The 26,812-nt window shown below is 60.6% G+C and carries 26 protein-coding genes; 5 read left to right on the top strand and 21 right to left on the bottom strand.

The window, feature by feature from the left end; translation table 11 throughout:
• Window positions 1–3: 3 nt before the first annotated feature.
• The 6 genes from ACQK2L_RS16405 to bioB form a co-directional block, all read right to left on the bottom strand.
• A complete protein-coding gene (locus ACQK2L_RS16405; RefSeq protein WP_425398110.1) occupies window positions 4–1,203 on the bottom strand; it encodes a sialidase family protein in 1,200 nt (399 codons plus the stop codon).
• Between the two features lie 385 nt (window positions 1,204–1,588).
• Window positions 1,589–2,485, bottom strand: coding sequence for a tetratricopeptide repeat protein (locus ACQK2L_RS16400; protein ID WP_425398109.1), 897 nt, complete (start codon window positions 2,483–2,485; stop codon window positions 1,589–1,591).
• Complete coding sequence (locus ACQK2L_RS16395; RefSeq protein ID WP_425398108.1) at window positions 2,482–3,000, bottom strand: hypothetical protein; 519 nt, start codon at window positions 2,998–3,000, stop codon at window positions 2,482–2,484. Before ACQK2L_RS16395 ends, ACQK2L_RS16400 begins: the two co-directional genes overlap by 4 nt.
• A gap of 559 nt (window positions 3,001–3,559) precedes the next feature.
• Entirely contained in the window at window positions 3,560–6,091 is a 2,532-nt protein-coding gene (locus ACQK2L_RS16390; protein ID WP_425398107.1) for a CARDB domain-containing protein, read from the bottom strand.
• Between the two features lie 185 nt (window positions 6,092–6,276).
• On the bottom strand, window positions 6,277–6,990 hold the full coding sequence (locus ACQK2L_RS16385; RefSeq protein WP_425398106.1) for a hypothetical protein: 714 nt from the start codon (window positions 6,988–6,990) through the stop codon (window positions 6,277–6,279).
• A gap of 30 nt (window positions 6,991–7,020) precedes the next feature.
• Complete coding sequence (gene bioB, locus ACQK2L_RS16380; RefSeq protein ID WP_425398105.1) at window positions 7,021–8,055, bottom strand: biotin synthase BioB; 1,035 nt, start codon at window positions 8,053–8,055, stop codon at window positions 7,021–7,023.
• A gap of 175 nt (window positions 8,056–8,230) precedes the next feature.
• Here bioB and ACQK2L_RS16375 point away from each other — a divergent pair, with 175 nt between their 5' ends.
• Together ACQK2L_RS16375 and ACQK2L_RS16370 are read left to right on the top strand one after the other, a co-directional pair.
• Window positions 8,231–8,776, top strand: a complete 546-nt coding sequence (locus ACQK2L_RS16375; protein WP_425398104.1) for a PSP1 family protein — start codon at window positions 8,231–8,233, stop codon at window positions 8,774–8,776.
• Window positions 8,777–8,806: 30 nt separating this feature from the next.
• Window positions 8,807–9,205, top strand: a complete 399-nt coding sequence (locus tag ACQK2L_RS16370) for a DoxX family protein (protein ID WP_425398103.1) — start codon at window positions 8,807–8,809, stop codon at window positions 9,203–9,205.
• Between the two features lie 3 nt (window positions 9,206–9,208).
• On the opposite strand, the gene ACQK2L_RS16365 is transcribed toward ACQK2L_RS16370, so the two are convergent.
• From ACQK2L_RS16365 to ACQK2L_RS16330, 8 genes are all read right to left on the bottom strand, one after another.
• Window positions 9,209–9,631 carry a hypothetical protein gene (locus tag ACQK2L_RS16365; RefSeq protein WP_425398102.1) on the bottom strand — a complete coding sequence of 141 codons (423 nt, stop codon included), beginning with the start codon at window positions 9,629–9,631 and terminating at the stop codon, window positions 9,209–9,211.
• Window positions 9,632–9,654: 23 nt separating this feature from the next.
• Window positions 9,655–9,978, bottom strand: coding sequence for a tetratricopeptide repeat protein (locus tag ACQK2L_RS16360; RefSeq protein WP_425398101.1), 324 nt, complete (start codon window positions 9,976–9,978; stop codon window positions 9,655–9,657).
• Window positions 9,979–10,014: 36 nt separating this feature from the next.
• Window positions 10,015–11,034 carry a hypothetical protein gene (locus tag ACQK2L_RS16355; RefSeq protein WP_425398100.1) on the bottom strand — a complete coding sequence of 340 codons (1,020 nt, stop codon included), beginning with the start codon at window positions 11,032–11,034 and terminating at the stop codon, window positions 10,015–10,017.
• On the bottom strand, window positions 11,027–11,614 hold the full coding sequence (gene leuD, locus ACQK2L_RS16350; RefSeq protein WP_425398099.1) for a 3-isopropylmalate dehydratase small subunit: 588 nt from the start codon (window positions 11,612–11,614) through the stop codon (window positions 11,027–11,029). Before leuD ends, ACQK2L_RS16355 begins: the two co-directional genes overlap by 8 nt.
• 13 nt (window positions 11,615–11,627) lie before the next feature.
• Window positions 11,628–12,323, bottom strand: a complete 696-nt coding sequence (locus tag ACQK2L_RS16345) for a hypothetical protein (protein WP_425398098.1) — start codon at window positions 12,321–12,323, stop codon at window positions 11,628–11,630.
• 112 nt (window positions 12,324–12,435) lie between these two features.
• Window positions 12,436–13,836, bottom strand: a complete 1,401-nt coding sequence (gene leuC / locus ACQK2L_RS16340) for a 3-isopropylmalate dehydratase large subunit (RefSeq protein ID WP_425398097.1) — start codon at window positions 13,834–13,836, stop codon at window positions 12,436–12,438.
• A gap of 145 nt (window positions 13,837–13,981) precedes the next feature.
• On the bottom strand, window positions 13,982–15,652 hold the full coding sequence (locus ACQK2L_RS16335; RefSeq protein WP_425398096.1) for a protein kinase domain-containing protein: 1,671 nt from the start codon (window positions 15,650–15,652) through the stop codon (window positions 13,982–13,984).
• 80 nt (window positions 15,653–15,732) lie between these two features.
• Window positions 15,733–16,674 (bottom strand): IS5 family transposase, encoded by a 942-nt coding sequence (locus ACQK2L_RS16330; RefSeq protein WP_425396299.1) that lies wholly within the window; start codon window positions 16,672–16,674, stop codon window positions 15,733–15,735.
• 244 nt (window positions 16,675–16,918) lie between these two features.
• On the opposite strand from ACQK2L_RS16330, the gene ACQK2L_RS16325 reads away from it, so the two are divergent.
• The gene (locus ACQK2L_RS16325; RefSeq protein WP_425398095.1) at window positions 16,919–17,890 is read left to right on the top strand and encodes a bile acid:sodium symporter family protein; all 972 of its coding nucleotides are present in this window, start codon (window positions 16,919–16,921) and stop codon (window positions 17,888–17,890) included.
• Here ACQK2L_RS16325 and ACQK2L_RS16320 read toward each other — a convergent pair.
• The 5 genes from ACQK2L_RS16320 to ACQK2L_RS16300 form a co-directional block, all read right to left on the bottom strand.
• Window positions 17,887–18,438, bottom strand: a complete 552-nt coding sequence (locus tag ACQK2L_RS16320) for a hypothetical protein (protein ID WP_425398094.1) — start codon at window positions 18,436–18,438, stop codon at window positions 17,887–17,889. The two genes, ACQK2L_RS16325 and ACQK2L_RS16320, sit on opposite strands and share 4 nt — an antisense overlap.
• A 191-nt stretch (window positions 18,439–18,629) precedes the next feature.
• Window positions 18,630–19,193, bottom strand: a complete 564-nt coding sequence (locus tag ACQK2L_RS16315) for a carboxypeptidase-like regulatory domain-containing protein (protein WP_425398093.1) — start codon at window positions 19,191–19,193, stop codon at window positions 18,630–18,632.
• Between the two features lie 168 nt (window positions 19,194–19,361).
• The gene (locus ACQK2L_RS16310) at window positions 19,362–19,883 is read right to left on the bottom strand and encodes a carboxypeptidase-like regulatory domain-containing protein (RefSeq protein ID WP_425398092.1); all 522 of its coding nucleotides are present in this window, start codon (window positions 19,881–19,883) and stop codon (window positions 19,362–19,364) included.
• 248 nt (window positions 19,884–20,131) lie between these two features.
• On the bottom strand, window positions 20,132–20,923 hold the full coding sequence (locus ACQK2L_RS16305) for a DUF1570 domain-containing protein (protein WP_425398091.1): 792 nt from the start codon (window positions 20,921–20,923) through the stop codon (window positions 20,132–20,134).
• Window positions 20,923–21,714, bottom strand: a complete 792-nt coding sequence (locus ACQK2L_RS16300; RefSeq protein ID WP_425398090.1) for a tyrosine-protein phosphatase — start codon at window positions 21,712–21,714, stop codon at window positions 20,923–20,925. Before ACQK2L_RS16300 ends, ACQK2L_RS16305 begins: the two co-directional genes overlap by 1 nt.
• Window positions 21,715–22,377: 663 nt before the next feature.
• Between ACQK2L_RS16300 and ACQK2L_RS16295 the strand changes: the two genes are divergently transcribed.
• Both ACQK2L_RS16295 and ACQK2L_RS16290 read left to right on the top strand, forming a co-directional pair.
• On the top strand, window positions 22,378–23,265 hold the full coding sequence (locus ACQK2L_RS16295) for an L-type lectin-domain containing protein (RefSeq protein ID WP_425398089.1): 888 nt from the start codon (window positions 22,378–22,380) through the stop codon (window positions 23,263–23,265).
• A gap of 456 nt (window positions 23,266–23,721) precedes the next feature.
• Window positions 23,722–24,426, top strand: a complete 705-nt coding sequence (locus ACQK2L_RS16290; RefSeq protein WP_425398088.1) for an ATP-grasp domain-containing protein — start codon at window positions 23,722–23,724, stop codon at window positions 24,424–24,426.
• Between the two features lie 98 nt (window positions 24,427–24,524).
• On the opposite strand, the gene ACQK2L_RS16285 is transcribed toward ACQK2L_RS16290, so the two are convergent.
• Together ACQK2L_RS16285 and ACQK2L_RS16280 are read right to left on the bottom strand one after the other, a co-directional pair.
• Window positions 24,525–25,802 (bottom strand): hypothetical protein, encoded by a 1,278-nt coding sequence (locus tag ACQK2L_RS16285; RefSeq protein WP_425398087.1) that lies wholly within the window; start codon window positions 25,800–25,802, stop codon window positions 24,525–24,527.
• Between the two features lie 153 nt (window positions 25,803–25,955).
• Complete coding sequence (locus ACQK2L_RS16280) at window positions 25,956–26,801, bottom strand: hypothetical protein (RefSeq protein WP_425398086.1); 846 nt, start codon at window positions 26,799–26,801, stop codon at window positions 25,956–25,958.
• Window positions 26,802–26,812: the final 11 nt, after the last annotated feature.

The raw sequence follows: 26,812 nt of genomic DNA, 5'->3' as shown, positions 1-26,812 counted from the left end.
GAGCTACTGCGGCTTAGCTATTTCGTCCACGGCTTGAGCGTAGTCCTCGATCCGATGGAACGTGAGGAAGTTGGCGTCGTGATAATTGTGTGGGCCGCCGAGTCCATCGTCCGTGGCGGTGCGAACCACGGCGATCATGTCGGCGCCGTCGAATAGCCAATCGGCGTACTGAAAACCATGGCCCAGGTCGGGGTCGTGGATCAGCACACGATGCACCTGCCAATCGCGCAAGTCGGTGGAACTGGCGAGCGCCAGCGTGTTGCGAACCTGGCTCGCCCGCCGGCCATCGGCGTACTCTGGCATCACCCAGTTCACCAGCGTCCAGTAACGACCAGTCTGTGGGTCGCGGCGGATGGTGAACTTCTTCGACCCGCCCGGCAAATCGATATAGCCTTGCTCGGGATCGAATTTGATCGTTTTGCCGTCGCTCGCGACCTGCATCAAGGCCGCCTTGCCCGGCATGTCGCCGGCTTCGACGCGCAAGATGTTGTTGATGTTGCCGTTTGGATCGACCACCGCGTTGCCTTCCAGCCAACCTCGCATTTTGCCATTCAGGTGCGACTTGTCGAGCGTCACGTAGTTGGTGAACGTCCAACTGTCGCGATCCAACAGGTCGGCATCCACCGCCGCGCTGATCATCAGCGGCCGATAACGCTCGCCCCACTTCATCCCGCCGGCGGCATCTTCGAACGCCCGCCAGATGCGCCCCTGGTGCACCATCACCGGCTGCGGAGCGCAGTGGTACTGGCCTTCGGCCAGCAGTCCGGTTGACGCGTCGTTGGGCGTGGTCCAGGTTGCACCGCCGTCGTCGGAACGGCGAATGATCGCATGCCCGTGGTGCCGGTCGGTGCCAATCAGGTAGAGCACACCACGGTGCACGAACAGCGTCGACCAGAACTGCCCCTGAATCTTCGCGATCGGCTCCCAGTGCTCCCCGTTGTCACTCGAGGCATACACCCGCGTGGTCGCCGACACGTGCTCGTTCGACTTCGGCCCGAATTCATCATGCGAGGCGACCAACGTCCCATCCGCCAGCCGGGCGATGCTCGGCGAACCGATGAACAGCCCGCTACTGGCCGGCGAGTGATGGATCACCGTGCCGGGGACGTTGGGGAAGTCTTCTGCGCGGGCTGGACTCGCAGCTAAAAAGCAACAGACGGTCACAGAGATAATGATGCGGAAGCAACGATTGACAATCGGCATGATGGAACCTTGGTGTGTGCCGGACAGTTCGCAGAGTCCCCATCATAAGGGAGTTGCGCGGGGAATTCCAAGGTTGTGCGAAGGGAGTAAGTTCGAGCGTGCCACTGCTGGTTCATCGAGCCTTGCGCATGGGTCGGCGGTTGAAGGCAAGCGGATGCAACTACTTGTTGCCCGCTTGAACCAAGCCAGCAGTGCGGATATCGAAACCGGGGGAGTGGCCAGCAAAAGGTGAAAACACTGCTGGCTCTCGGCAACGTGGCGGGAGGTTGCCAAGTTGATGCCCACCGCCATTCCGCTTCAAGTGGCAAATGGCGATTAACCAGCAGTGGCACCCGGCACAACGACCAAAACATCTCTCTTAATCGTCCTCTCGCTCAGCTGCAATTCAATCTAGCCATCGGTGCGCCTGTGCAATACGATCTTGAACACCTAGTTCTGTATCCAACTCCATACTCTTCTTGAGACTCCTAGTAGCGGTGTCGAAGTCTCTCGTCTGCGCCGCCATGGCTCCATGGCAAAAGTAACAACTGGAAAGTGCGTTTCTGTCTTCGTCGTGTTCGGCAAATGTGATCGCTTTCTGGAAAAGCAGCTTGGCTTCTTCGAGGGAGTTGCGGCGTTTCGCGTCTTGTGCCATGCCGAACGCCACTTTTGCGCTGCTCGTCTCATCTACGGACTGCATCGCTTTGTCCAACCACAATTGTGCCTCCTCATCATTGCTTAATTCTTTTGTGTCTATCCACAAAGCTAGGCAGGTCCGTGCCGCGGATACATGATCTCCAAGTGCAGTGTCGATGGCTAGGGAATCTTCGTAATACCTTTTCGCTGATACGTAATCCCCTTGATTGGCATAGGTGACACCAAGTTGGTGATAACTAGCGGCCAAACCTCGCTTGTCCGCGAACTCTTCTTTGATGCGGATCGAGGTGTGCAGGTAATCAATGGCCGCTGAGTAGTCGCCTCTAGAAGAAGCTACGGCACTCAGGTTATTAAGCGTTCTAGCAGTACCAAGTCGGTTGCCTGTTTGCTCATCGATTGACAGGGACTTACGAAACGATCGCTCCGCCTCGTCAAGCTGAGAGTGCCTATAGGCAATATTTCCAAAGAAGTGATGCGCAGCAGCTAACTTCCCAATCTCACCAGCCTGTTCAAGCTCCTTGATTGCTTGCAAACAGATGCTTCTCGCTGCTGGATAGTCTCCACGATACTCGACTCCTCTTGCCCGTTTGTACCACACATCGGGAGACTCTTGCGCGTCAGATAGCGGCTCGTCATTCTGATTCATACAGCACTCTTCGCATCGCTAACTAGATAGCATGGTTGACCTATCGATTTGTCGTCGGCTAACAGCAATGCAAGGCGAAGTTCATTGCAGTCTTGGCACTTAATCGAGTACAAATCGAACTCGCCGTATTTGCGATTGATCTCGTTGATGTCGGCGGGTTCCTCCGACACGACGTTGTCGGTGACCTTTAGAATCCCCGCTTCTTGAAAATCGTCGATGTACCAAGGGCTCTCGCCGTTGAGCGTGTAGCCCCACGGTTGGATGAACTCGGCAATTAAGTACTCCAGCCATTCCTTGCCGTGGTAGAACTTCTCTGCACGGTCCCATTCGAGACCCTGGCGATCTTCCGTGGGCACCCATTGGCAATAGTAGTTGGGAGGCATCCCATCGCCGCCGGGCTCGCCATTCTCGCCCTCGTGATCGGTCTCGTTGAACTCGACCAACTCTTCGGCGTGCTCGACATCGAGCGGCCGGTCGAATTGAAATGGCCGTAGGTAGATGGTGGAAAAGCCCATGAAGTCTCCCTTGGTTTGAGACGTGTGAACACCTGGCACCAGCCGCCGCCTATCCCTTGGATACCTCACTCGCTTGCGCGAAGCAAGTAGACCCGCCTTGGCGGTGAAGCGGCAAATCCCGCGTGTAAGAAAAACGCGGTTGTAATCGCACACTGGTGGGATCTAATGGGTGTGCGGCTCTGTGTGTACGCGCTTAGCTGTAGCTACCGTCGCCAGACGGTGGACGCCATTTCGAATCAGCTTGAGGTTTCACAAGTGGCTGCAGGCAATCCACGCTCTGGCGAGCGTAGCTACGGGCGCTCGTTCGGCGGAGCGAACGGCCACAATCCTGGGTTTTGCCCCAGCTTGAAACATGCGGGGAACAACGCGAAGGGTTTTGTCGCACACCGCGCATGGTTTTGCCTGGAAAACAAGAGGTTTTGCCGCGCCGGTGGGACCAAAACGCATGGGGTTTTGGGCCAATGGATCGTGATGTGGGGCAAAACGGAACCAAAACTAACCTCGACCGGGCTTGGTCGAGGTTAGTGGTAAAGACTGAGTTTGGGCTCCTCGGCGGAAGCTACTCGAAGCGAGCGGCGCGGGAGGCGGAGTTGAGCGGTGCACCGCCGTTGGCGGCGGTTGACTCGTCCTGGAAGAAGCGGGTGGTCTCTTCGGCCGCCAGCTTGATTTCCAGGTCGCGACACAGCACTTCGGCGCGGAACAAATGCGTGCCGGCCGATTGGGCTCGGGCGCGGATCTTCAGCTTCACCTGCTGGCCCGCTGGTAGCGAGCTGATGGTGTGGAATCCGACGCGGCCGTCGGCGATCGTAGCTTCGGCGCCTTCGGCGGCGAGCGGTTCAATACCTTCGGAGAACAAACCAATGATGTTTACTTCCTCAGCAGTGCTGCGACCGCGGTTGGTGACGGTGATGTCGTACACGACGTCGGCTCCGACGGGAACCGGTCCCTTGGGATCGGTGACGTCGAGCTTGAGGTCGGCCAGCGCGACCACTTGCGTGGAAGCGGTCATGCTGTCGCGAACGTCGCCTTCGTGGTTCACCGCGGCGAAGCGGAACTCGTTCGGCCCAGCCTGGTTGACGATGCCACGGAGTTCGAGGTAGCAGTCGTCGCCGGGGCGGAGCGTGCCGATCTTCCAGATCACGCGCTGCGAGGCGGCGTCGAACTGGTGTCCGTCGCTGGCCGCGCGGAACTCGAAGCCGGCCGGCAGGTTCACGTCGAAGGTGACTTGATCGGCCGACGCGGTGCCGGGGTTACGCACACGGAAGTAGTAAGTGGCTTCGGTGCCAGCGTACTTTCGCTCGGGACCACGCCAGTCGACGTTCAACTCGGCCTGGCGGCAGAAGATTTGTTGTGAGGTTTCGGTTCGCAGGTTGCCATCGGCGGCGGCCACTGCGGTGATGGCCAACTCGCCGGGATCGCGAGCGGTGATCTCGATGTCGACCGACTTCGCCTCGCCCGCTCCGAGGCGGTCGATGCGATAGCTACTCACTGGCTGGCTTCCACCAGGTGGCATGAGCTGCACGACGATGTTTTCGGCCGGCCCGGTGCCGGGGTTGTTGATCGAAAGGCGATAGGTTTGCGGACGACCAAAGAACACCTCGTTCGGCCCACTGATGGCCATGGCCAGCTTGGGCTCCTGCACTTCCACCATGGTGGTGGCGGCTACCGGTGCGTGCCGCCAGCTGACGCCCAAGCTGAGCGGCTGGCTGGTCTTGGGCACCAGCACCACGTCGAGAGTCTGGCTACGGCCAGCCTGCAGGCTGCTGATGTCCCACCGCAGCGTGGTTCCACCCGCCTGATTGGCGGGCCGCTGGACGGCGCCTGCCGAAGCGGTGACGTGCACGACGTCGGCCCACGCGGGAGCGACCACTTCGGTGGAAAGCTGATCGGCGGCCGCGTTGCCGCGGTTCTCGATAGTGACCTGATACTTGGCTTCGCGATCGATCAGGATGGTCTTGGGACCGCTGACCCGCGAGATGATTTGCGGCAGTTGCTCGGTAACGAGCAGGTTGTCGCTAGTGTTGTTGCTGGCGAACGCCGAAGCGGAGTTCGACGGCGTGGAGATCCAGACGTCCTGCTCCTGCCCGACACGATCGCTCACCGTGGCGGTTGCTGCATCACTGCCAAACGCCCGCTCGGCCGAAGGCGAGCTGGTTACTTCCGTCACAGGTTCCTGTTGAACCGGCGCGGACGGCGTTGGTTGAGGAGTTTGCCGCTCCAGCGGACCTTCCGGTGCGCTGCTCCAATCGAGCGTGAGCGCGTCGGAGTTGTTGTTCGCGGTGACAGGCGCCGCGTCTTCGATCGGTGCGGCAGGTTCGATCGCCTTCTCGATGCTCGGCGACTCGACTTCGATGGTCGGCTCCGCCTGCATGGCCGTCGGTTCCGGCAAAGTGGTTTGCGGCAGCGAGGCCAGTTTCGCAGCGTCGGCAGCCGAAGCAAAGCCGGCATCGGCGGGCGGGTCGGCCGGATCGCCGGGGATAGGAGTGATCGGAGTTTCCGTGACCGGGATCTCATCCAACTCGTCGAGGGAGTTCGTCACCAGCGGAGCGGTTTGATCCTCGGGACGGCCTACGCCAGTAGTGTCGCTCGAGCGAGCCGTGGTGCCAATCAAGTCAAGGGCCACGTCGCCCGTCGAATGGCGTCGGGGCGCACCGGTCGGGCGCGACGCGAGCTTGGCCGGCTCCTCGGGGCGTTCGGGTGCGAGTGTTGGCTCGGCTGGCTTGCTGCCGAGCGCGTCGAAGATGTCGTACGAGGCAGCAGGTTTTGCTGCGGGCTTGCTCAGCACGCTACCGGCGCGCTGCTTGGGTGCCGCGGGCATGTTGTCGGTGGGGCGACTCGCCAGGCGGGGCGCTGGAGCCTCCTTGGGCTTACCGCCGCCGAGCATGTGGAACAGGTCGCCGGCGATACCGCGCTTGGCGGGCTCCGTGTGCGCAGTGCGCTGCACCGGTTGTTGAGTCTGGTCCTCACCCGACCAACTCTGTCGCAGCTTGGTAAGCCGACTGCTCAAGGTAGGCTGCTCGGCAGCAGTGAGCGTCGGGCCGACTACCAGGGCGGCAATGAGTGTGAACTTCGTGAGGACTGGGCGGTGCATGGTCGCTTCCTTGCGTAGCTTGCCGGGGGGCCGTACCTGCAAGCGACCAGCCACGTCATGCGCTGGAACAGTTCGCCTGCTATCGAGGGGGTATCGGCTGCAAGGCGAGTGCGAGTTGAGAGAATCGCAACGGATTTTCCGGATAGATAAACAGGGCAAGACAGCATCGACCAGGCAACCGCCGCTCAGGGCGAAGCGGCCTTGTCGTCGCTTTGGTTTGCTTGCATTGCAGGCACCAGCACGCGCCGGTAGTGATCGAGAAAGTAATCGAAGTTGTCCAACGGATGGCCTTTCGCCTTGAGGTCGGCCTGGTGCTCTTCGAAAGTCGGCTTCAAGGAGAGTATGCGATGGTAGATGGGATTTCGCTTGTGTTGGGGTTCCGGAATTGGTTCCTTGAGAAGTTGCTCCTTCGACCGCAGGCCTGCTTCGTACTCGAGCCGCACGCACTCCATGGCGTACTGCTCGCCGGTGAGTTCGCCGCTCATGGCTTGTTCGACGAGCTTACCGGACTGATCCAAGCCCTGGAGGTTGTGCAGTTCGAAGATAACCGACGCCCAGCGGTCGACGGGAGTGAGTTCCGCTCCGGCGGAGAGTTGAATGAACGGCGGAAGCTCTTCGTAGGGAGGGATGTGCATCGACGGGTAACCACCCCGCGGCGAGTCGGCCAGCCAATACACCCGGCGTCCGAAACGATCGCCGTTAAACCCGGTAACCACCCAGGTGAAGAGCGGATGCGACTCGGGGATCACACCTCGCATGTCGGGGCGGTCGTCGAGCATCTGCTCGACTTGGCGGCGGCCGAACGCTGTCTTCTCGTCAGCCGACTCCTCATCGGCGGCAGACGACGTTACAGTTGCAGCCAAGATCCCGACGAACGCGCAGACTCTGACGAATGCCATGATTGCCCCCTGTGGTTGGTCTCCGCGCGCCTAGCACCGCTGTGCTTCGGCCGCTTCGACAATCTCGAAGCCCAGGTCGCGGATCATCTGATAGTCGGCGTCCGGCGCCTGGCCCTCGGTGGTGAGGTAGTCGCCGACGAAGATCGAGTTGGCCGCGTACAAGCCAAGCGGCTGCATGCTACGGAGATGAATCTCGCGGCCGCCGGCGATGCGGATCTCGCGTTCCGGGCAGACCAGGCGGAACATGGCCAGCGCCCTCAGGCATCGCTGCGGGGTAAGGCTGTCCTTGCCTTCGAGCGGTGTGCCCTCGATGGCGTTGAGGAAGTTCACCGGAATGGAATGGACGCCCAACTCGCGAAGTTCGATGGCCATCTGCACCAAGTCGGAAGGCTTCTCGCCCATGCCGAGGATGCCGCCGCTGCACATTTCCATGCCGGCCGAGCGAACCGCCTTCAGCGTGTCGACACGGTCGGAGTAACCATGCGTGGTGCAGATGTCGGCGTAGTAGTCTTCGCCGGTGTTCAGGTTGTGATTCACGCGGTCGACGCCGCACGCTGCGAGCCGGTCGGCTTGCTCAGTGGTGAGCAAGCCCATGCTGGCGCAGATCTTCAGGTCGTACTGGCTCTTGATCTCCGGTACGATCTGCTCCACCGCTTGCATCTCGCGCTCGTTGGGTCCGCGAGCGGAGATCACAATGCAGTAGGTCTTCGCCTGCCGCTCGGCGGCCACCTTCGCGCCGTCGAGCAGTTTGTCGCGACTGAGGATGTTGTACTTGGGAATCTCCGCCTCGGAGACCTTCGACTGCGAACAGTAGTGGCAGTCTTCGGGGCACAGGCCGCTCTTGGCGTTCATCAGAAGGTACAGTTGCACCTTGTTGCCAAAATGATGATGCCGCACGCGGTAGGCTGCGTCCAACACGCTGAGCAATTCGGTGTCGGGCGAGGTCAGAATGCTCTCGGCTTCGGCGGCCGAGAGTGTCTCGCCGGCGAGCACGCGATCGGCAAACTCGTGCCAGCGACTAGTAGTGGGCGACAGCGGGGGGGTGGCGGTAGCGGTGCGGGTCATCGTAATCGGTCCAATCTATGGCAAAAGAAACGTCCTGCCAGTATCGACAGACCGCCGCGGCGAGGCAAGGGCGTGGGCGATTTGCCCTTGCCCACAGCGGCTACGGCGGGTCACAATGAAGCGTTCGTTCACTCCTTTTACCGCCGGCCGCGAGCGTGCCGGTTCGACTTGCCGTATGTCCAATCACCTTGTTCGCGTTGGCGCCATGGGCCTTGTGGGGCAGTTTCGCTCGCCCGAGCGGACCGTTTACCCCCGTGGCCGTCGGGTCGTGGTGCGCACGGTGCGCGGCGTGGAGACCGGCGAGGTGCTGGCCGAGCCCAATGGCTCCGAAGGCGCCGGCGAGGCCGATGGCGAGCTGCTGCGGCTAATGACCACCGAGGACGAACTGCTGGCCGAACGCATGGAACGCCGCCGCGACGAGGCGTTCGCCGAGTGCAACAAGCTGCTCACGGATCGCCGATTGCCGGTCGCCCTGATGGACGTCGAACTCCTGATGGACGGGCAGGGGTTGTACTTCTACTTCCTGGGCGACGTCACGCCGGAAGTCGACGCGCTCACCTCCGAGCTGGCCGAGACCTACGAAGCGACCGTCCAGTTCCGCAAGTTCACCAACACTCTGCTCGAAGGCTGCGGCCCAGGTTGCGGCACCGAGGAAGCCAAAGGGCAGGGGGGATGCAGCTCGTGCACCGGCTGCGCGGTGGCTTCGGCTTGCAAGAAGTAGGTTTCCATCCAAGTGGCACGGAGCACACCAATGCCCGACGAATCGCCTCCCGCGACTATACACAACAAGGGACTACCCTGGACGGGCAGGTTCTTAAGTGGATCCGTTGCAGCTGCGTTTCTAATCAGTGGAGTTGGCAAGCTCGTCGGCGGAGAGCAACTGCAGGAAGAATTCGAACACCTGGGTTTGTCGCTCGACTTTCGATTTCCACTGGCGGTGCTCGAGGTCATTTGCGCGGTGATCTACGCCATACCTGCCACTTGCATCCTGGGCGCCATCCTACTGACCGGCTACATGGGCGGAGCCATTTGTACGCATTGGAGCGCCGGCGATCCGTTCTATATACAGATTGCAGTGGGCGTTCTGGTGTGGCTGGGCGTGTATGTTCGCGAGCCACGTCTGTGGTCGCTGCTGCCGATTCGCAGATAGGTGTCACGCAGAGGCGCGGAGACCCGGAGGGATGTACTCAGTTGTAGGTGTTGGCGGATTCGTTGAACTAGGTTTCCCTTTCTCAACTGAGTTCACCTCGTCATAAGGATCAGGGAATCTGCAGCCGCGATTGCGCTCCCAGATTCTAAGACGAGCTCGAAATATCAACTCCTGCCTGCGCACACGTTCAAGCAACTCGATGTGTTTACAATCCAACTCTACCAACCGGGCTAACGGCTCTTCGGGATAGAGTCGGATAATCTCTTCTGCCACAAGCTTGAACTCGTCGTAGTCACCTTCGTCCAGCAGCCGTTCAGCCCGCTCCTGCAACTCCTCAATCGGCGGCGGAGTAAGTACGCGAATCAGGTGCAGACTCGCGAAACAAATCACCGGAAGTAAAAATAGTACGCGAAGTGAGTAACGCATCGTTCTCCTCCAACGCTTGAAGACTATTCTCCCAGCGAACCCAGCGACGCCAGAAACTCGCTCATCTCGCCGGCCGCGTGAGTGTCGCCTTGGGTGCGGGCGACTTCGATGCCGACGCGCAAAACGTCGCGGGCCTTCTCGATGCGGCCCAGGCGGGCCAGTTGTTGGCCGGCCATGAAGAACGATGGCACGTGCGGCGGGTCGCCTTCGATCAGCTCGGTCAACTGATCGAGGCTGCGATCGTGGTCGCCTTCCTTGTCGAGTTCCATCGCCAGGCTGTAACGCAGGAACTGGTCGTTCGGCTCGTCGGCCAGCATTGCTTCGATCTTTTCGCGTCGAGACGCCATCGTTTCGCTTCCTATTTGTTGCCTAGGCCGAGCGGGTTACATTCCCGAGGCGATTCGCAGCAGTTTGCCGTTCGATTTGTCTTCGTCGCCCGCGGTGGTGATGAACATGGCGCCCGAGTCGTCGAATACGATCGCGGTAGGGTCGTCGAGCGCGAGCACCCGCACCACTTCGCACGATTGCTGACCGGTGGCCTTGTCCAACTGGGCGTCGAGGCGGTAGATGCCCGCCTGGGCGGCGTCCGACGATTGATTCGCCACGTACAAGTTGCCAGTGGCCGTGCTGTAAGCAATCGAGACCACGCCGGTGAGCTGGATCGGCATCTTCATCAGCGGTTCGGCGGCCATGTTCACCGGGTGATAGAACACCAGCAGCGACTCGGTCGCGGATTCGTCGCTGCCCGACTCGACAACCACCAGGTAGCCCTTGTGGCTAAACTTCACGATCCGCGGCGTCCCCAGTTCGGTGACGTCCTGGGTCCGCACGAAGGTCTCCAGCTTGGCCGGTGGGCCGCTGCGCAGCTTGGCTTTGAGGAGCCACTGATGCGAGCCGGTCGACAGCACCAACACGCTCGCGTCGCGTGTCATGCCGGTCAGCTGCACGGAGCCGTCACTCGGCTCGTAGTCGTAACGCAGCTTCTGCTGGTCGCGCGACATGGGCAGGGCGTCGTCGTCGATGTCGAACTCAACCACTCGCAGCGTCGATCCATCCGCGGCCGCCTGGCCGATGAGCATGCGATTTCGCGAGCGAAACAGGATCCGCGCGTCGCCCCACTGCTCATGGTCGGCCGCCGGCTCGATGATCTCGACCAACCCGCCCCCGAGGTACTCGGTCGACAATCCCAGCACCCGCCCGGTATCGCCCTCGGCCACCATCAGGTTTGGTCCCGAACGACTCCCGCCCAACCGCAGCGCCAAATCGCAAGGGCGCGCCAAGTTTTCGGCGATCGTTTCGACCTCCGGCTGCTCGGCCACCTCCTGGGCGGTGCTCGCGGTGGCTGTTGAGAGCAGCGCGGCGAGACACAGGATCGCTGGCAGCGGCAAGGGGAGCTTAGCCATTGGACTCTTCGAAGGCAGAGATTCTGTGCTCGTGCTCGAGAGTCAGGCCAATGTCGTCCAGACCGTGGAGCAAGCAGTGGCGGCGGTGGTCGTCGACTTCGATCACCGCTTCGAAGCCGTGCTCGTCGGTCAGCTTCAAGTCTTCCAGGTGCGCGGTGAGGTGATAATGCTGATGCTTGGCGTGCCGCTGGAACAGCTCTTCGACTTCCTCTTCGGAGAGCACGATCGGCAGCATGCCGTTTTTGAAACAGTTGTTGTAGAAGATGTCGGCGAAGCTGGGGGCGACGATCACACGGAACCCGTAATCCTCCAGCGCCCACGGAGCGTGCTCGCGGCTAGAGCCCGAACCGAAGTTGCGTCGCGCGAGCAGCACGCTGGCGCCTTCGGCGTGCGGGTGGTTGAGTTCGAAGTCGGGATCCTCCGACCCGTCTTCCTTCTTGCGCCAGTCCCAAAACAGGAACTCGCCAAACCCGGTCCGCTCAATTCGCTTGAGGAACTGCTTGGGAATGATCTGGTCGGTATCGACGTTGGCCCGGTCCATTGCAACGACCTTGCCAGTGTGAACAGTAAACGGGTTCATATTGGTTTCTCAACTAATTCGCAAATGACTTTACAAAGTCTTCCGTGTAAGTGCCTTCAAAATCGACTTGGACGCAGACACCTCCAGCTCCATCCTGGCACAGGCTAACGGGGTAGCTTCCATCGCCGTATCCGCTCTGCACAACTGCCATTGCAGCTGAGCCAGCGCTATCGATTGGCATCATACCATATGGTTCGCTGTAACGATTGACTCGATCGAACGTATTGGCCGTCTCCACGTGAAAGTACATGAAGGAGTTGCGACTAAATCTCGGGATACTCTCCACATCTTCGAGGATGGACCGCTCCAGCTCTTTCGAAATCGGCTTTTCAATTCGTGCATACCTACTTGCACGGCTTTCTTTTGCCACGGCAAGTCCATATTTGTCTTTCAGTAGCGGCTGAAGAATGTCACCACCGTTCTCGGGGTTGCTTGGGTCACAGTAGATATATCCAACCCGCTTCTTCCCCTCATGTTCAATATAGTCTCTAAGGTCTTGTGCATCGGAGATCGTAATCTTTGCCATGTCGACACCTACTTCTCTTACGACATGGAAAGTCCCGGCAACTTTGGGTTGATTTTCAATTCTGACACGTTGAACAATTTTGCTGAAGAACGGCGCTGGTGCCTCCGTCCGACCATACCTAACGCTAATCAGGTACTTACCCGGAGGGACGCGTATCTCGGCATCGTCCTTCCAGCCATCCATGATGTCGTGGATTAGTAACCTACCTGAGTGGATCGATAATTCGCCTACTTCGCGCCAAGCGGCTGGTCGTCGCCACCAGCGAGAAAGTAAAGATCGAATCCCCATCGCCTCCTTACTCCCAATCGCGGATGTCGACGAAGTGGCCTTCAATCGCCGCGGCGGCGGCCATCGCTGGCGACACCAGGTGGGTGCGGCCACCGCGGCCCTGGCGGCCTTCGAAGTTGCGGTTGGAGGTCGATGCACAGCGCTCGCCCGGCGAGAGCTTGTCGGGGTTCATCGCCAGGCACATGCTGCAGCCGGCCTCGCGCCAGTCGAAGCCTGCCTCGCGGAAGATCTGGTCGAGTCCTTCCTCTTCGGCTTGCTTCTTTACCAAACCGCTGCCTGGCACGACCATCGCGCTGACGCGGTCCGAAACCTTGCGGCCCTTGGCCACTGCGGCCGCGGCGCGGAGGTCTTCGATGCGGGCGTTGGTGCAACTGCCGATGAACACGCGGTCGAGCTGCAGGTCGGTGATCGCCTGGCCTGCCTGGATGCCCATGTAGTCCAGGGCCATGGCGGTGGTCTTCTGGTCGGTGGCGTCGCTGAAGTCGCTGGGGTTGGGAATCGCCGAGGTAACGCTGGCCACTTGCCCCGGGTTGGTGCCCCAGGTGACTTGCGGGGCGATGTCGGCTCCGTCGTACACCAGGCTCTTGTCGTAGGTGGCGCCTTCGTCGGTGGGCAGCGTTCGCCACTCGGCCACGGCGGCGTCCCACGCTTCGCCTTGCGGACAGAACGGGCGGCCCTTGAGGTATTCGAAGGTCACTTCGTCCGGAGCGATCATGCCCGCTCGCGCGCCAGCTTCGATCGACATGTTACAGACGGTCATCCGGTTTTCCATCGTCAGGTTCCGGACCACGTCGCCGGTGTACTCGATGCAGTAGCCGGTGCCGCCGTGCGTGGAGATCTGGCCGATAAGATACAGGATCATGTCCTTGGCCGTGACTCCGTTGCCCAGCTTGCCGTCGACGCGAAGCTCGAGCGTCTTGGGTTTCGACTGCAGCAACGTTTGTGTGGCCAGCACGTGTTCAACTTCGCTGGTGCCGATGCCAAACGCCAGCGCGCCGAACGCGCCGTGCGTCGAGGTGTGGCTGTCGCCGCACACGATGGTCATGCCGGGCTGGGTGTAGCCGAGTTCGGGGCCGATCACGTGGACGATGCCCTGATGGATGTCGCCCAGGTCATAGTACTTGATGCCAAACTCCGCGCAGTTGGCACGCAGGGTATCGATCTGTTGCTTACTCACGGGGTCGGCGATCGGCAAGCTGCGGTCGCTGGTCGGCACGTTGTGGTCGGCCGTGGCCACGGTGCGCTCAGGCCTGCGCACTGGCCGTCCGGCGATGCGAAGGCCTTCGAACGCCTGGGGGCTGGTGACTTCGTGCACCAGATGCAGGTCGATGTACAGAATGGTCTGCCGCCCCGGCTCGGCATGTACAACGTGTTTGTCCCAGATCTTTTCGAACAGCGTGCGAGGCATAGCAGGTGAGGGGTAGGGGTGGAGAGGATGGGGAAAGAGGAGCGAGACCAACTCGCTGTCGGCAAGACTACTAGTTTAAGCGGCAGGTTCGCAGCGGACTAGGCACTGCGGCGAGCCGGAAACCACTGTTTTTGCCGGCCCTGAGTCAAACGGCGGCGGCTTCCACCGCGGCAGCGGCCATCGCCTTGCGTTGGGGGCACGCCTTGCAGTTCCACCATTCGGCGGCCATGGCGGTGGTCCAGTCTTCCATCAGCGAGACTTCTTCCAGAGCAGCCCGCAGGGACATCACGTCCTGGAAGCGATCTTCGGGGTCCTTTTCCAGGCACCGCATCACGACTTCTTCCAGATCCATCGGCACCGCAGGTGCGAATTCGCGCACCAGTGGCGGATTGTCCGACACATGGGCCACGATTACCCGCATCGCCTGCTCGTGCACGAACGGCGCGCGGCCGGTGAGCATGTAGAACATCACCGCGCCCAGCGAGTAGATGTCGCTGCGTGCGTCGGCTTCGCTCTCTCCGGTAGCCTGCTCGGGCGACATGAACAGCGGCGAACCGGTGATGGCCCCTTCTTGCGTGAGGTGGCTGTCTTCGGTCTGCATGGTGGGCTTCGCCAGGCCGAAGTCGAGCAGCTTCGCTACGTCGAATTCACCACCGCGGTAGGCGCAGAAGATGTTCGCCGGCTTGATGTCGCGATGCACCAGCCCGATGCGGTGTGCTTCGGACAGCGCGGCGCACACTTGTTTCATCAAGTAGATCACTCTGGCCGGCGGCAATCCGTCTCCTTGCTCGACCAACTCGCCAATGTTATGACCCGGCAGGTACTCCATCACGTAGTAGAAAGTGCCGTCGGAAGTGTTGCCGTAGTCGAAGATGTCGATGGAATTCCAGTGCGACAGCTTAGCGGTCATGCGGACTTCGCGCTCGAAGCGAGCCAGGATGCGCGAGTCGCCGGCCTTCTCGGGCCGAATAAGCTTGATGGCGCAGGGACGCTTCATCATCTGATGTTCGGCCAGGTAGACCTCGCCCATGCCGCCGCTGCCGAGTTTCTGCTTAAGCCGATACTGCCCAAGCTGCTTGGCCGCGAACACCTGGCGGCGTAGTTGATAGATCAGGTGCACGCCAACGATGGCGATCAACAAGGTGACCGCTACCACAATGATCTGCTCACTCAGGTAGCTGTCATATTCCTCGGTGCTGACGCACGCCTGAAAGCCGGGGCAAAACAACCGTTGCCAGACAACGACCCCCAGCGGGGCTAGCCCCATCGGCACGAGAACCGCTGTTGCGCGCTGCCAGTTGTTGGGTATGAACAGCGCGTACGTGAAGATCAGCATCATCCAAGGCGCGAGGATGACAGGCAGGTGAGCACCGTCCATCAGGTTCGCCGAGCGATGTAGGGTTTGCTGCGAAAGCACCAGGAAGTAGATGGCGGGATCCGCAAAGATGATAAGCTCGGCTAGCCGCAGTTTTGTAAGCGAGATGCCCTTCGCGCGCCACATCATCAACGCCATGAGTGCCATGACTAGCGTGACCGTGCCGTGCACCCAAAACAGCCAGTTCGACATTAGGTCGTCGACTACGAAGAACCAGCGAATCTCGAAGGCGAAGAAACCGATGAAAAACAGCACGCTCGCCGCAAACAGCCGGACGCGAAGCACATCGCGTGTTTCGGTGCTGAGATGCGGGGTGGACCCCTCGACAACATTCACCAGTTTCCTCGCCGCGTCGCGCAAACGATCCGTGCTGCCGCTGAGCAGCACTGGTGAAGGGGCTTCTATCGTCTCTTGATTGGGATCGATCTGGCTGTCGGCCATGATGTTCGCGGCACGTAGGGGGGCGGCTGCTCCGATCCCCCACTCTTGCGGGACACCAAGAGCGTCCGGGGCCTTGTCTCCTAATTCCATTTGGATTTAGGCATACCCAGTTGTGTGAAGTGGTTTAGCAACTTGCATCTCAAGCGGACCTCGATCCGTTGGTTCTCGAAGGCTTTGTTTTTCAGGCGGTTGCCGAACGCCTGTTTCAAGCGAAACATGCTCGTCTCGACCAGGCTCCGCCGATGGTATCCGATCTCTCTTTTCCAACTGCTTCGTCCCGTTCGTCGAATCCTGCGAACCGCCTCGTCGCGAGCTAACGGCTTGGCTTTGCAGTTGCCATGCTGCTTGATGACCGCCCCTCGTTGAGGCGGAATGATCGGGGCAATTCCTTGTTTTTCCAACTGCTCATGAACCGCCCAACGATCGTAGGCTCCATCGCCGTAGAACTTGTCGATCGGCTGATCCACTTGCTTCAGCAACTCCGGCACCGACTCTGCATCCACCTTGCTCCGCGTGGTCAGCACCTCGGCCATGATCTCCTGCGTCTCGGGATTGATCGAAAGATGGAGCTTTCGCCAGGTCTTTCGTCTACACGTCTGGTAAGCGGCCGAACGCCATTCCCCTTCGCCTACTACTTTCAGGCCCGTGCTGTCGACCACCATATCGATCGGACCACGGGTATGCGAAACGTCCAGCGACGTCTTCAGCCTTGCCGCTCGTTTCGCTAGCAGCGTGAAACTGGGAATCGGAACATCCACGTCCATCAGTTGCACCAGCGCCCGCCCCAGACCTTCGGTCTGGCGATAGGGCAAGCGAAACAACTCACGGAGCATCAGCAAGCACTCAATCGCGGTGTCACTGTAAGTAAAAGGGCGCCCTCGCTTTACCTCCTCGTTAGCATGCTCCCAGGTCGCTAGCGCGTCCTCGTCGAACCACAAAGTGATATCACCCCGCCGCACTAACGACTCGTTGTACTCACGCCAATTCGTGACCTTGTAAGCAGTCTTCCGCTTCTTCCCCATGACAACGCTCCTTCAGATAAGAAATAGAATCCATTCCTACCCGTAAAACGCTTGGTTTGAGGGAATTGTTCGACAAGGCCAGCGTCCGGGGACCATTCGTCTACCTATCTTACGCCCGCGACCTCCAATTGTGCAGATGCGTTTTTGTCGCGTCGTGCAGTTCTGCTGGCAAGCCTTGCGGGTTCAGGCTATCCTTGCAGTTCTCCGCGGAAAAAAGCGCCAAAAAACTCCACCAGTGGCCCGCATGGTTCGCCTCCTCAATCTGCTGACCAACCTGTTTCCCGTGTGGGTGGTGGGCTTCGCCGTGGCAGCCCTCTGGCATCCCCCCTTGTTCGCCTGGTTCGGGCCGTACAACGGTTGGGCGCTGGGCATCATCATGCTCGGCATGGGAGTCACGCTCAGCGCCGACGACTTTGCCAAGGTGCTGCTGATGCCGCGGCCGATTCTGCTGGGCGTGCTGGCCCAGTTCCTGATCATGCCGATGTTGGGGTGGTCGATCGCCACGGTGATGAACCTGCCCAACGAGATGGCAGTCGGGCTGATCCTGGTCTCGTGTTGCCCCGGCGGCACCGCGTCGAACGTGGTGACTTACCTGGCCCGCGGCAACCTGGCGCTGTCGGTGCTGATGACTGCCTGCTCGACCTTTGCGGCGATCCTGCTCACGCCGCTGCTCACCAAGTGGCTGGTGGGCGAGCGCGTGCCGGTCGAAGTGTTGGGGCTGCTAAAGTCGACCGTGCAAGTAGTGCTGCTGCCGGTACTCGCCGGGTTGGCGCTGCATCACTTGTTGCCAAGAACCGTGGAGCGCATCACGACCTTCTCCCCGCTTGTGAGCGTGGTGGCCATCGCCATGATCTGCGCGAACATCATCGGCGAGAGCAAGTCGCTGATCGTGACCTACGCGGCCGAGCTGAGCGTGGCCGTTGGCCTGCTGCACGTCGGCGGGTTTGCTCTAGGCTATGGGATCGCGCGGCTGTTTGGCTACGACTCGACCATCTCCCGCACGGTGTCTATCGAAGTCGGTATGCAGAACTCGGGCCTCGGCGCGATCCTGGCCGAACGGCACTTCGTCAATCCAGAGACTAACCTCTCGATTGCCGCCGCGCCGTGCGCGCTCTCAGCGGTCGCCCACTGTGTGATCGGCAGCGTGCTGGCCGCCTGGTGGCGCGTGCGTGCAGACTCGCAACCGGGCGAAGTCGAGTCCGACAGCGAACTCTAAGCAGCCTTTCTCACTTCGCGCTGGGCCGCGCGTCGTTCGAGTTCCGCCACGGCGATGGGCTCCAGCCGCGTGACCTCCGGGCTCTCGTGAATCTCGCGGAGCACCAACGTACCCGGGTGGCACATCCGCGGGAAGTAGAACCAAGCCTTGTCCAGCGACGCATCGTCCACGGCGGCCGAGATGAGGATCAGGTCGGTCCGTTGCAGCGTGTTGGCGATCTGCGGCAGCGTCGCCGGTGGATAGCCGGGCACCAGTCGAACGCGTGCGCCGGTCAGTTGCAGTTGGCGGTGCGCGTGGATCAGCGGCAGCGGGGCTGCGGGCGCTTCGCGCTCTTCGAACCAGTCGAGCCCGGTGTACGTCACCGGCGACTCACCACCGTATCGCTGGGCGGTCGAGACCAGGTCGATCGCGCGCTCGGCCGAGCCGATGCCCACTTCGACGATGCGATGCATCTTCTGCTGTCGCACGGCGCGGTACAGTTGCCGCTCGTGCTTGGGTTTCGAGAAATACGCCAGTCGCGCGTACCCCAACCAGCTAATCGCCGCCATGCCGATATCCCTCCGCAGAACCTGGCGGCCGCGCAGTCCCTCGCGTCGCCTGAAGCTATCCGGCGCGGTAGACAGTGCGCCTACCTAAGCGATCGGCTAGCTGCGACGCAAAAGTCGAGTCGCGTCCTGCCGTGGCGGAAGGTTCCTACGGCACGTGTGGTAAGCTGTAGCGGAACGGCGGATAAAGCTGGCTAGCTGCTCGAGTCGTCCTGGTTGGCGTTGTGGATCGCCACAGGGATGGCCACTGCCGCACCGACTACCGTGGCCACGAAGAACGGGTTGGTCATCGCCCGCTTCAGGCGGCTGACTCCGTTGTTCACCCCGGGAGGGGCCGACCACTGGCCGCGGACCAGCTCGGCGTCGTGCACCACCAGCAGCGTGGCGGACGACTTGGGCGGCGCCGCCTTGGCGGTCCACGCGCGGCACATCACCACGCCGTGTTCGGTTTCGAGTTGGTAGCCCGAGCCCTGCAAGCCGCGGAAGCCGAATCGACCTTTCTCGTCCGACTTGGCGGCCACCACTTCGCCGGCGGGCGAGGTCAGCTTTACTTCCACGTTGCCTACCGGTGCGCCGGAAGCGTTCACCACGTAGCCGTGCAGCACTCCGCCGCTGGCCAGGATCACATCCACCGATGGCACGGCGGGTCCTTCGGCTGTTCGTTCCGCTCCGGTTTGCGCCAGGGCGGTTTGCGAGGTCACCAGCACCGCGGCGGTGAACACTCGGACAATCGTGTTTCTCAATCGGGCGTTACGCATCGCTAACTTCTCCCAAGCCCCTTGGACGAGTGGTGGTTCGTGCGCGGAATTCTCGGTCGCGCGGGGCGGATGTTAGCGGTTTTCGTCCTTTTCCAAAAGGCCAACCCCACACGATGCTAGTGCAACGTGTGGGGTCGAACCGATGTTTGCGATAGTCGCTTCGAGCGATTAGCTGCTCGAGTCGTCATCCGAAGCAGTGATAGCAACCGGCACGGCGATCGCGGTCACCACGGCACCAGCGACGATCAGCGGATGAGCTTGCATCCAACCCAGGATGCCGCCACCACCGTACTGACCATTCACTGCCTGGCTGCCGGAGACAATCAAAGCAGCAGGGCGAGCCGTCGGAGGAGCGGCATTCGCCGACCACAGACGGAACGGAGCCACTTGGTCTTGGGTGACCAGTTGATACTGACCGCCACGCAGCCCGCGAGCGGCGAACACGCCTTGCTCGTCGGTCTTGGTGCGAACCACTTCGCGACCTTGATAAACCAGGGCAACGTCTTGGTGAGCCTGAGCTGCGCCATGGGCGTCGACTACCTGGCCGCGGAATACCCCACCTTCGCCCAGAGCCACATCCAGGCTCGGAGCTTGTGCGGCGACCGGTTCGGCCGACAGTGCGGCGGACGGCATAATCATTCCGACGCAAGCGATAGCAGCGGCCAATCGGCCAAGAGTTTGAATTCGCATGTTTCGTTTACCTTGTCCGTCGTTAGGGTAGGGTTTGGTTGGTATAAAATCGACCACTTCCCTGTGGCTTGTTCGTGGCATGGCGATGTGCGATTTGAACAGGCTGCCCCGCACCCCGCTGCCACTTGGTCTTCAGGCGTATCGACTAGCATTCATTTACAACTTCAACATCATCGTCCAGAATGTCAAACTTTGCCGATTAGCGAAGCAATTCATGCTTGCATCGCTGGCAAGCTATACGGCGTGGATCAAAGTTGCGCAAAGTGCTGTTGGATCCGCCACGACAGATTCGGCACCGCTTCTGCCAACCGCTGCGACAGCGCGCGGGGCATGGTGTGGTTACGAATCTCATTCAGGAACATCACCAACTCCGCGTGCGCTTCCACCGGGCCGTGCAACATGAAGTGCACCCACGCCCAGCTCGATCGATAGTCGGCCGCGGTCATGTCTTCCAGTCGCTCTTCTTTCTCCAGTTCCGCCACGCTCTTCAACTTCTTGCGTTTGAGGTCCCACTTCACCTTCTTCAAGTGCGAGTGGTGCCGAGCCCGCTTGTCCTTGGCCAACTCGAAGTACTCAGCCAATCCCTCGTCCAGCCACAGCGGCACCATTGGCATGTCGGCGTGCAGCAGCGCGTGGGTGCATTCGTGGCGGATGTCGATGTCCAGTTCGTCATTCTTGTAGGCGAACACGCTCGCCCGATTGTTTTGCTTGATGAACAACGCCTGGCGGTAGGGCACTTCGGGGAAGCGTTCGCGAATGTATTCGGTGTGCTGCCGTTTGTTGGCCATCAGGTGCAAGTAGATCGGCGTCTTGCACGGCTGGACCGCCAGCACGCGCATCAACTCTCGCTCCAGGGGGGCCAGTTCGTCCAGTAGCTCCTGGTACTCGATCAAGGGAAACGCACTCTGGCAAATAAACGGGCCCACCTGACGCTGATCGATCCACCACGGCGCCGCTTGCGCGCCGCGCGCAAGACCAAACGCCACCGCGCCGGCCGCCAGCGCTCGCTTGCCAAAAGTCCGCCGCGATACTTGCTCCATCAACTGGCCCTCTTCCAGAACCGCCAACCGCGCTTCGGCGGTGCAATGGCAATTGGCCCTGGCGCCACGTCGCGTCCTTCGGCCACCAGTCGAGGATTGTCTCGGCACATCTTCAGTGTGGCTGCTTCGCCCACCAGTTGTGTCGCCCGCTGGGCGGCTTGACTAAATAGCGGCCTCCGCGACTTGGGTCCGTGACCGTCGGTCGCCAGGAAGTGCACCAAACCGCGCGATACGAACCGCTCGGCGATCTCCTGACACTCCGGGCCGAACGAACCCGCCAGGCTGCCGCACGTCACCTGCATCAAACAGCCCGCTTCGACCAGCGGTTCGATGATCTCGGGCGTTCGCATGATGCCGCGGTTCCGCTCGGGATGCGACAGGATGCCAACCAAGTTTTGCTTCTTTAGCGCTTGGAGCACTGGCTCCAGCGGCAAGTAAATCTCGTGCGGCAGTTCCAGCAACACGTGCCGCCGCCGATCGGCCAGCGTCAGTACCTCGCCCGACGCCAGTAGCTGCGGCATGTCGTCTTCGATCCGCACATCGGCGCCCGGCAGCACCACCAGCGGAATGCGATGTTCGTTCAGCATTTCCTGCAATGCTTGCACGCGGCGGCGGATCTCGTCGCCGTGGTTGTGCCGGTTCGCGCCCAACTGGTGCGGGGTGCAGATCACCGTCTCGGTGCCATCGGCCACAGCCATCCGCGCCATGGCGAGCGTTTCGGCCTCGTCCTTGGCCCCGTCGTCGATGCCGGGCACCAAGTGGCAGTGTATGTCGACCCATCCTTGGGACATCGCGCAACTCTCCTCTGGGAAAGCAGTCTCTTCCTGAAACGCACCTTCGGCCACACAGCCGGCGGAGTATAGGGAACCTGCGGCAGCCGTCAACGCCGAGTCAAAATCCCCTCTGCCGAGGGGACACCAAAACGAATAATGTCGCACCGCCGCGACAAAACGATTCCCTGCGACAAAACTCCTCGAATCGGGCAGCTGCGACATTTCATAAACCATTACCCTGAAACACTTTGCGACTACCAATGCTGCTCCACCCCGAGGAGTTGTTGCGCTCGGTTCACCGCAGGTGCGACAAAACCCCACCGCTGCGACAAAACCACCGCGAGCCGGAGTCGTCACACGACGCTCAACTCCAGACTCCTCGGCACCCCGCATTTTCCCCCATCGAGTGTCCAATTCCTACACGCCGTGGCTGAGAAACTCACAATCCGTAGAACGGAATTCATTCCGTTAGTACGTAGCTGGTAGGTCAGAGCAACGGAATGAACTCCGTTCTACGAGTTACGCTACCGCCGAGAGTCCAATTCCTGAGAAGCTGTACCTGCATCGCCGCAAGCAGTACACTACCGTGCTGCTCCAACAGTGGTTGCTACCCAAGCGGTGGAAACGAAGCCACTGGCTTTGGGAGGCCGTTGCTCGTGTGGTTTGTGAAAGGGGTTGCTCATGATTCGCACTAAAATCGATTTGGGCGTGGGGGCAGTTCTTGTGTTGGCCACCCTCGCATTCTTTTCTGCTGCCCAGGCAGACGTGATCTACGATGGATTCGATGACACTTCGAATCTCCAACTCAACGGCATCGCGGCCACGGCAGCCACCTCCGACGGCACGGTAATGCGTGTTACACCGTCTGTCCGCAATGCAGCGGGCAGCTTCTTCTCGTTCGATAAGGTCTCGACGGCCGAGTTCTCGAGCATCTTCAGTTTTCGGTTAACGGATCCTGGCGGAACCGTTTTCGATTTCAACGACGAACCTGGCGCGGACGGTCTGGTGTTCGTGGTGCAGAACGTGGCCAACAATGTTGGTACCCTAGGGCAGGGCATCGGCTACGCTGGTATCGGCACTTCCGTCGGCGTCGAATTCGACACATGGGGAAACGCGGCCAACAACGACCCGAGCCAAAGTCACATCGGCATCGACCTGAACGGCAACGTCAACCACGCCGCTGCAGGGCAGGGGCCGACAGCGATCATCGGCGATACCAATGTGCCGGACACGGACCTGCCGGGTCCCGAATTGGACGATGGCGACCGTTGGTGGTCGTGGGTGATCTACGATGGCACCACGCTCGATGTTTACCTCCGCCGTGATGAGAGCACTACCGAGCCAGTGCTTCCTGCCGCTCCGCTCCTCAGCCACCCCATGGACCTGAACACGGTTTTAGGTGGCAGCGACCAAGCCTTTGTTGGATTCACCAGCGGCACTGGCTCCGACTGGGCCAACCATGATGTCATCTACTGGCGATACACCGAAGCGGTGATCCCCGAGCCGAGCACTATTTGCCTTGCTACTCTCGGCATTGGTGTGCTGCTCTGCTCGCGGCGAATGCGATAGGCGGAATTTCCAGCCACAGTGCCGCTTGGCCCAGACAGCGCGGCAACATTGAGAACGACTCCGCCAGCCTCGTAGCCCCGTAGGGTGGGAGATTCCGTCGGCGCGCGCAATGCACATCGCGAGCCGACTCTCCCGCCGATGGCTTCGCAACGGTGGCTAGGGCCTACCCGAACTTCCAACGGTGACGCGTGTTGTCGCAGCCCGGTATGTTCTCGTCCCAAGATTGACCTCACGTCCGCAAACCGGTAGTTTAGTTGTGCCTAAGCGCTTCGTCGCTCTCTCGCACGCCCCTGTGCGCGATTGGTGCCTCTCACCAATCTTTCCCCTGATAAAAGCCCATTTCCCAACAACCAAACTCGCATGAACATGAAAACCCTACTACTATCGCGAACTTGCCAACCGGAGGCCGATAGCTTCGCACGCATTGCCGGCCAACATGAATGGAAAGTGTGCTGGTTGGATGACAAACGCGAACCACCAGAGCTTGATTCAAGCGAAGTCGCCATCTATGCCGAAACGGACATTGCCCTGCGCGTGGCGGCGAAGCTGCAATTGGCACTCATCGAGCCTTCCTTCGATCTGCTGACGCAATTGCCGCTGGATTTGACCAAGCGACGAATCGAATACACGACCCTGTCCGATGCGAGGAATCGCACGGATCGGTTCTTCGTGAAACCGGCTGACTGCACGGATAAGGTCTTCGACGCTGGTGTATGTGAAACCGGGCACGCGATGCGGTGTCCCTCAAGAGCAACGGATAACACTCCAGTGCTCGTATCTGAACCGGTGCTGTGGGACATTGAATATCGAACTATCGTTCTTCATCGCAAGGTAATAGCCATGTCCCCGTACATTCGGGGTGGGTGGTTGGCGCCGAACGAAGATGACGAGTGGCCGACAAGCGTCGACGAGGTCTCGTCGGTGAAAGAGGTATGCGATGCGTTGCTGCGGGACACCTCGCTCGAACTGCCTCCCGCATTCACATTGGATGTCGGACGGATTGAAGATCGCGGCTGGGCTGTCGTGGAATTTAACCCCGTCTGGTGCTCCGGACTGCTGGGCTGTGATCTCGCCAGAGTGCTGCCGGCGATTGACGGTGCTTGCTTTCGCAAAGGCCATGTTCCTGACGAGTACTCCAAGTGGGTGATCACCCGGGAGTGATTTCTTAAGTACGTCCTGGCGGTGGGTGAACCTGCCGACATGACGTCGCGGTGAACTCCAAGCTTCTTGGCGGCAGAACCACCCACCCTACGGGTGATTTACCAGAACTTCCACCAAGGCTTCTCCGGCCGCTGCTCCTTCGCCGGCTTGCTGCGCGAGTTGCCTTGCATGCGTTCCAGTTCGGCCATGGCCCGCTCCATGGTTTCGACGCTCGTATTGCGGTCGGGTACGACGCAGGGGTAGAAGGTCATGGCGCCCCAATCGATCTCCTGGTCGCCGTTGGCTTCCAGGAACTGCAGGATGCCGCCCGACTCGGCGCTGTAGAAACAGAGGTTCCGGAATTCATCTTCCGAAAGCTCCTCGGCCAACTTCGGCGCTAGCGCCCTGGCCCGCGAGTAAGCCGGCAGCGACATCAGCGGCACGTTGGTCTCCACGCGGTCGTCGGAGCGGGCGCGGATGATGTAGGGCGAGTACTGCACGCCGTAGCCTTCGAAGAACATCCGGCCGAATGCCAAGCTCGACATCGACTCGGCCTGCTTTACCATGTCGGGATCGAAACCTTCGGCTTCCATCGTCTCCATCAACTGATCGACGTCGTCGAACTTCGAGTATTGCTTGCCGAAGTGCTCGATGGTCCGTTCGAGTTCGGCACGCTGCTGCAGTAGATGCGAATTCTGGGGAAACTCGAACACCGCAAAGCGCGTGAAATAGCCAAACTCGGGTCCCTGCTGGTCGGCGGGCCAGGTGGGATCGCGATGGGAAACGTCATGCCCGTCGATCTCCAGTTCCCGCCGCCACCCCTCTTCGCCCTGGGCAAACACGCTGGCCTTGGCCATGTGCACCCGCCGCGGCGCCGCCGACTCGGCCGCGTAGCGAAACCACGGCTTCGAAGCGTCCATCTCCGACTGAAAGCGATCGTCGTCAAAACCCCGCGCGATCGATGGACCAACGTACGCCCGCAAGTTCGGCAGGCCATAGTCGTCGGGCGAGTAACCCTCGTTGATATCGCCATCGGCCACGCCCGCCTGACAAGTCATGCAGACCGGCTTGTTGTCGAGAAACGAGCGAATGGGCCCCGCCACGCAAGTGATCCAGATGATCGAAGCTTCGCGTAGCGCGTTTTCGCGATTGTCCCCCATGCCGAACAAACAGGCGTCGAGCACTTCGTCGTCGTAGTCGTGCAACTTCGTCAGCACGTGCGCATGAACCAACCCCTCGGCCTGATCCGGATCGTCCGTGATCTCAGCCGTGAGCGTCACCCGCCCATCGAATAGTTTGAGCAGCTCGTCGTCCAAATTCGTCCAGCCACCAAGGTCGCCACCATGAGCAACGATGCCTTCGTCGATGAATTCCAGCAATCGTTGCGAATCGCTCATGGCCGTTTCCTGTGTGGAATAGTTGCGGGCGGTGCTAAAGTAGAATCTAACGCACCGTAGCTACGCTCACCAGAGCGTGGAGTGAATCACCCAGTGGGATGAAGACACGATGCGATTCCACACGGCTTCCACCGTCTGGCGACGGTAGCGACGTTACTTGTCGCACTTGGCCAGCGGCATTTGCTTAAAGAACTCGCCAATGTACCGCAGGTGTGCCATGTGTCCTTCGCCGTCACGGCCGGGGGTGCCGTAGACTTGGAACTTGCCGCGGCGGGCCTGCTGATTAAAGACGAGCTCGCCGAGCCCTTCTTGGTCGGTGGGTTCGAGTTCGAGCTTCACCTCCGCGAGGATCTCGTCGATGCACTCTTTGGTGGTTTCATACCCGTCGGTCGGCACCAGTGAGTAAGTGAACACGAACGACTTCTTGCCCTCGATGGCCTGTTTGGCGTAGGCAATGTAGGGCGCCATCTGCGCGTCTTCCGGCGTGCCATCATCGCTGGTCGACGCGTACAGCGAGTCGGCCGCCAGTAGACAATCAATTCGTTCCGGGCCGCGCGGCTGACTCAATATCTCGCGGACCGCCCCGTATCCGGCGCTGAACGACGAAACGCCCACCCGACGCCAATGCGTGTCTTCAGGAAACGCAGCCTGCTCGCGCAGCGCGGCCAGCGTGTCGTCAAGCAACGCGGGAAATAAATCCGGATCGGAGAACGGCTTGGAATACGCCCGCGACAGTCCGTTGTAGTTCACTGTGAGGATCACCACGTTCAGCTTGGCGTACTCAGCGTTGCTGCGCACGACCGGCGGATGGCCATGAAAGTGCACCAGCAAATCCACCGCGCCGTCCTCGGGCATCGCGAAGCTATCCGGCACGAACAACTTGGCGGCCTTGTTCTCGAGCGCAAACTCCCGCCCGGTGGATTCGGGAAGCTCGGCGGCGCAGGCGGAACTGACTAGCGACAGACTGGTGACAAGCAGCGCGATAAACAAAGTTCGCATTGATCTTCCGG

Origin of the sequence: Aeoliella sp. (genome assembly GCF_965227375.1) — a bacterium.
Classification (GTDB): Bacteria; Planctomycetota; Planctomycetia; order Pirellulales; family Lacipirellulaceae; genus Aeoliella.
The sequence above is the reverse complement of the archived record's forward strand: the minus strand, read 5'-3'. Positions and strand labels throughout refer to the sequence as shown.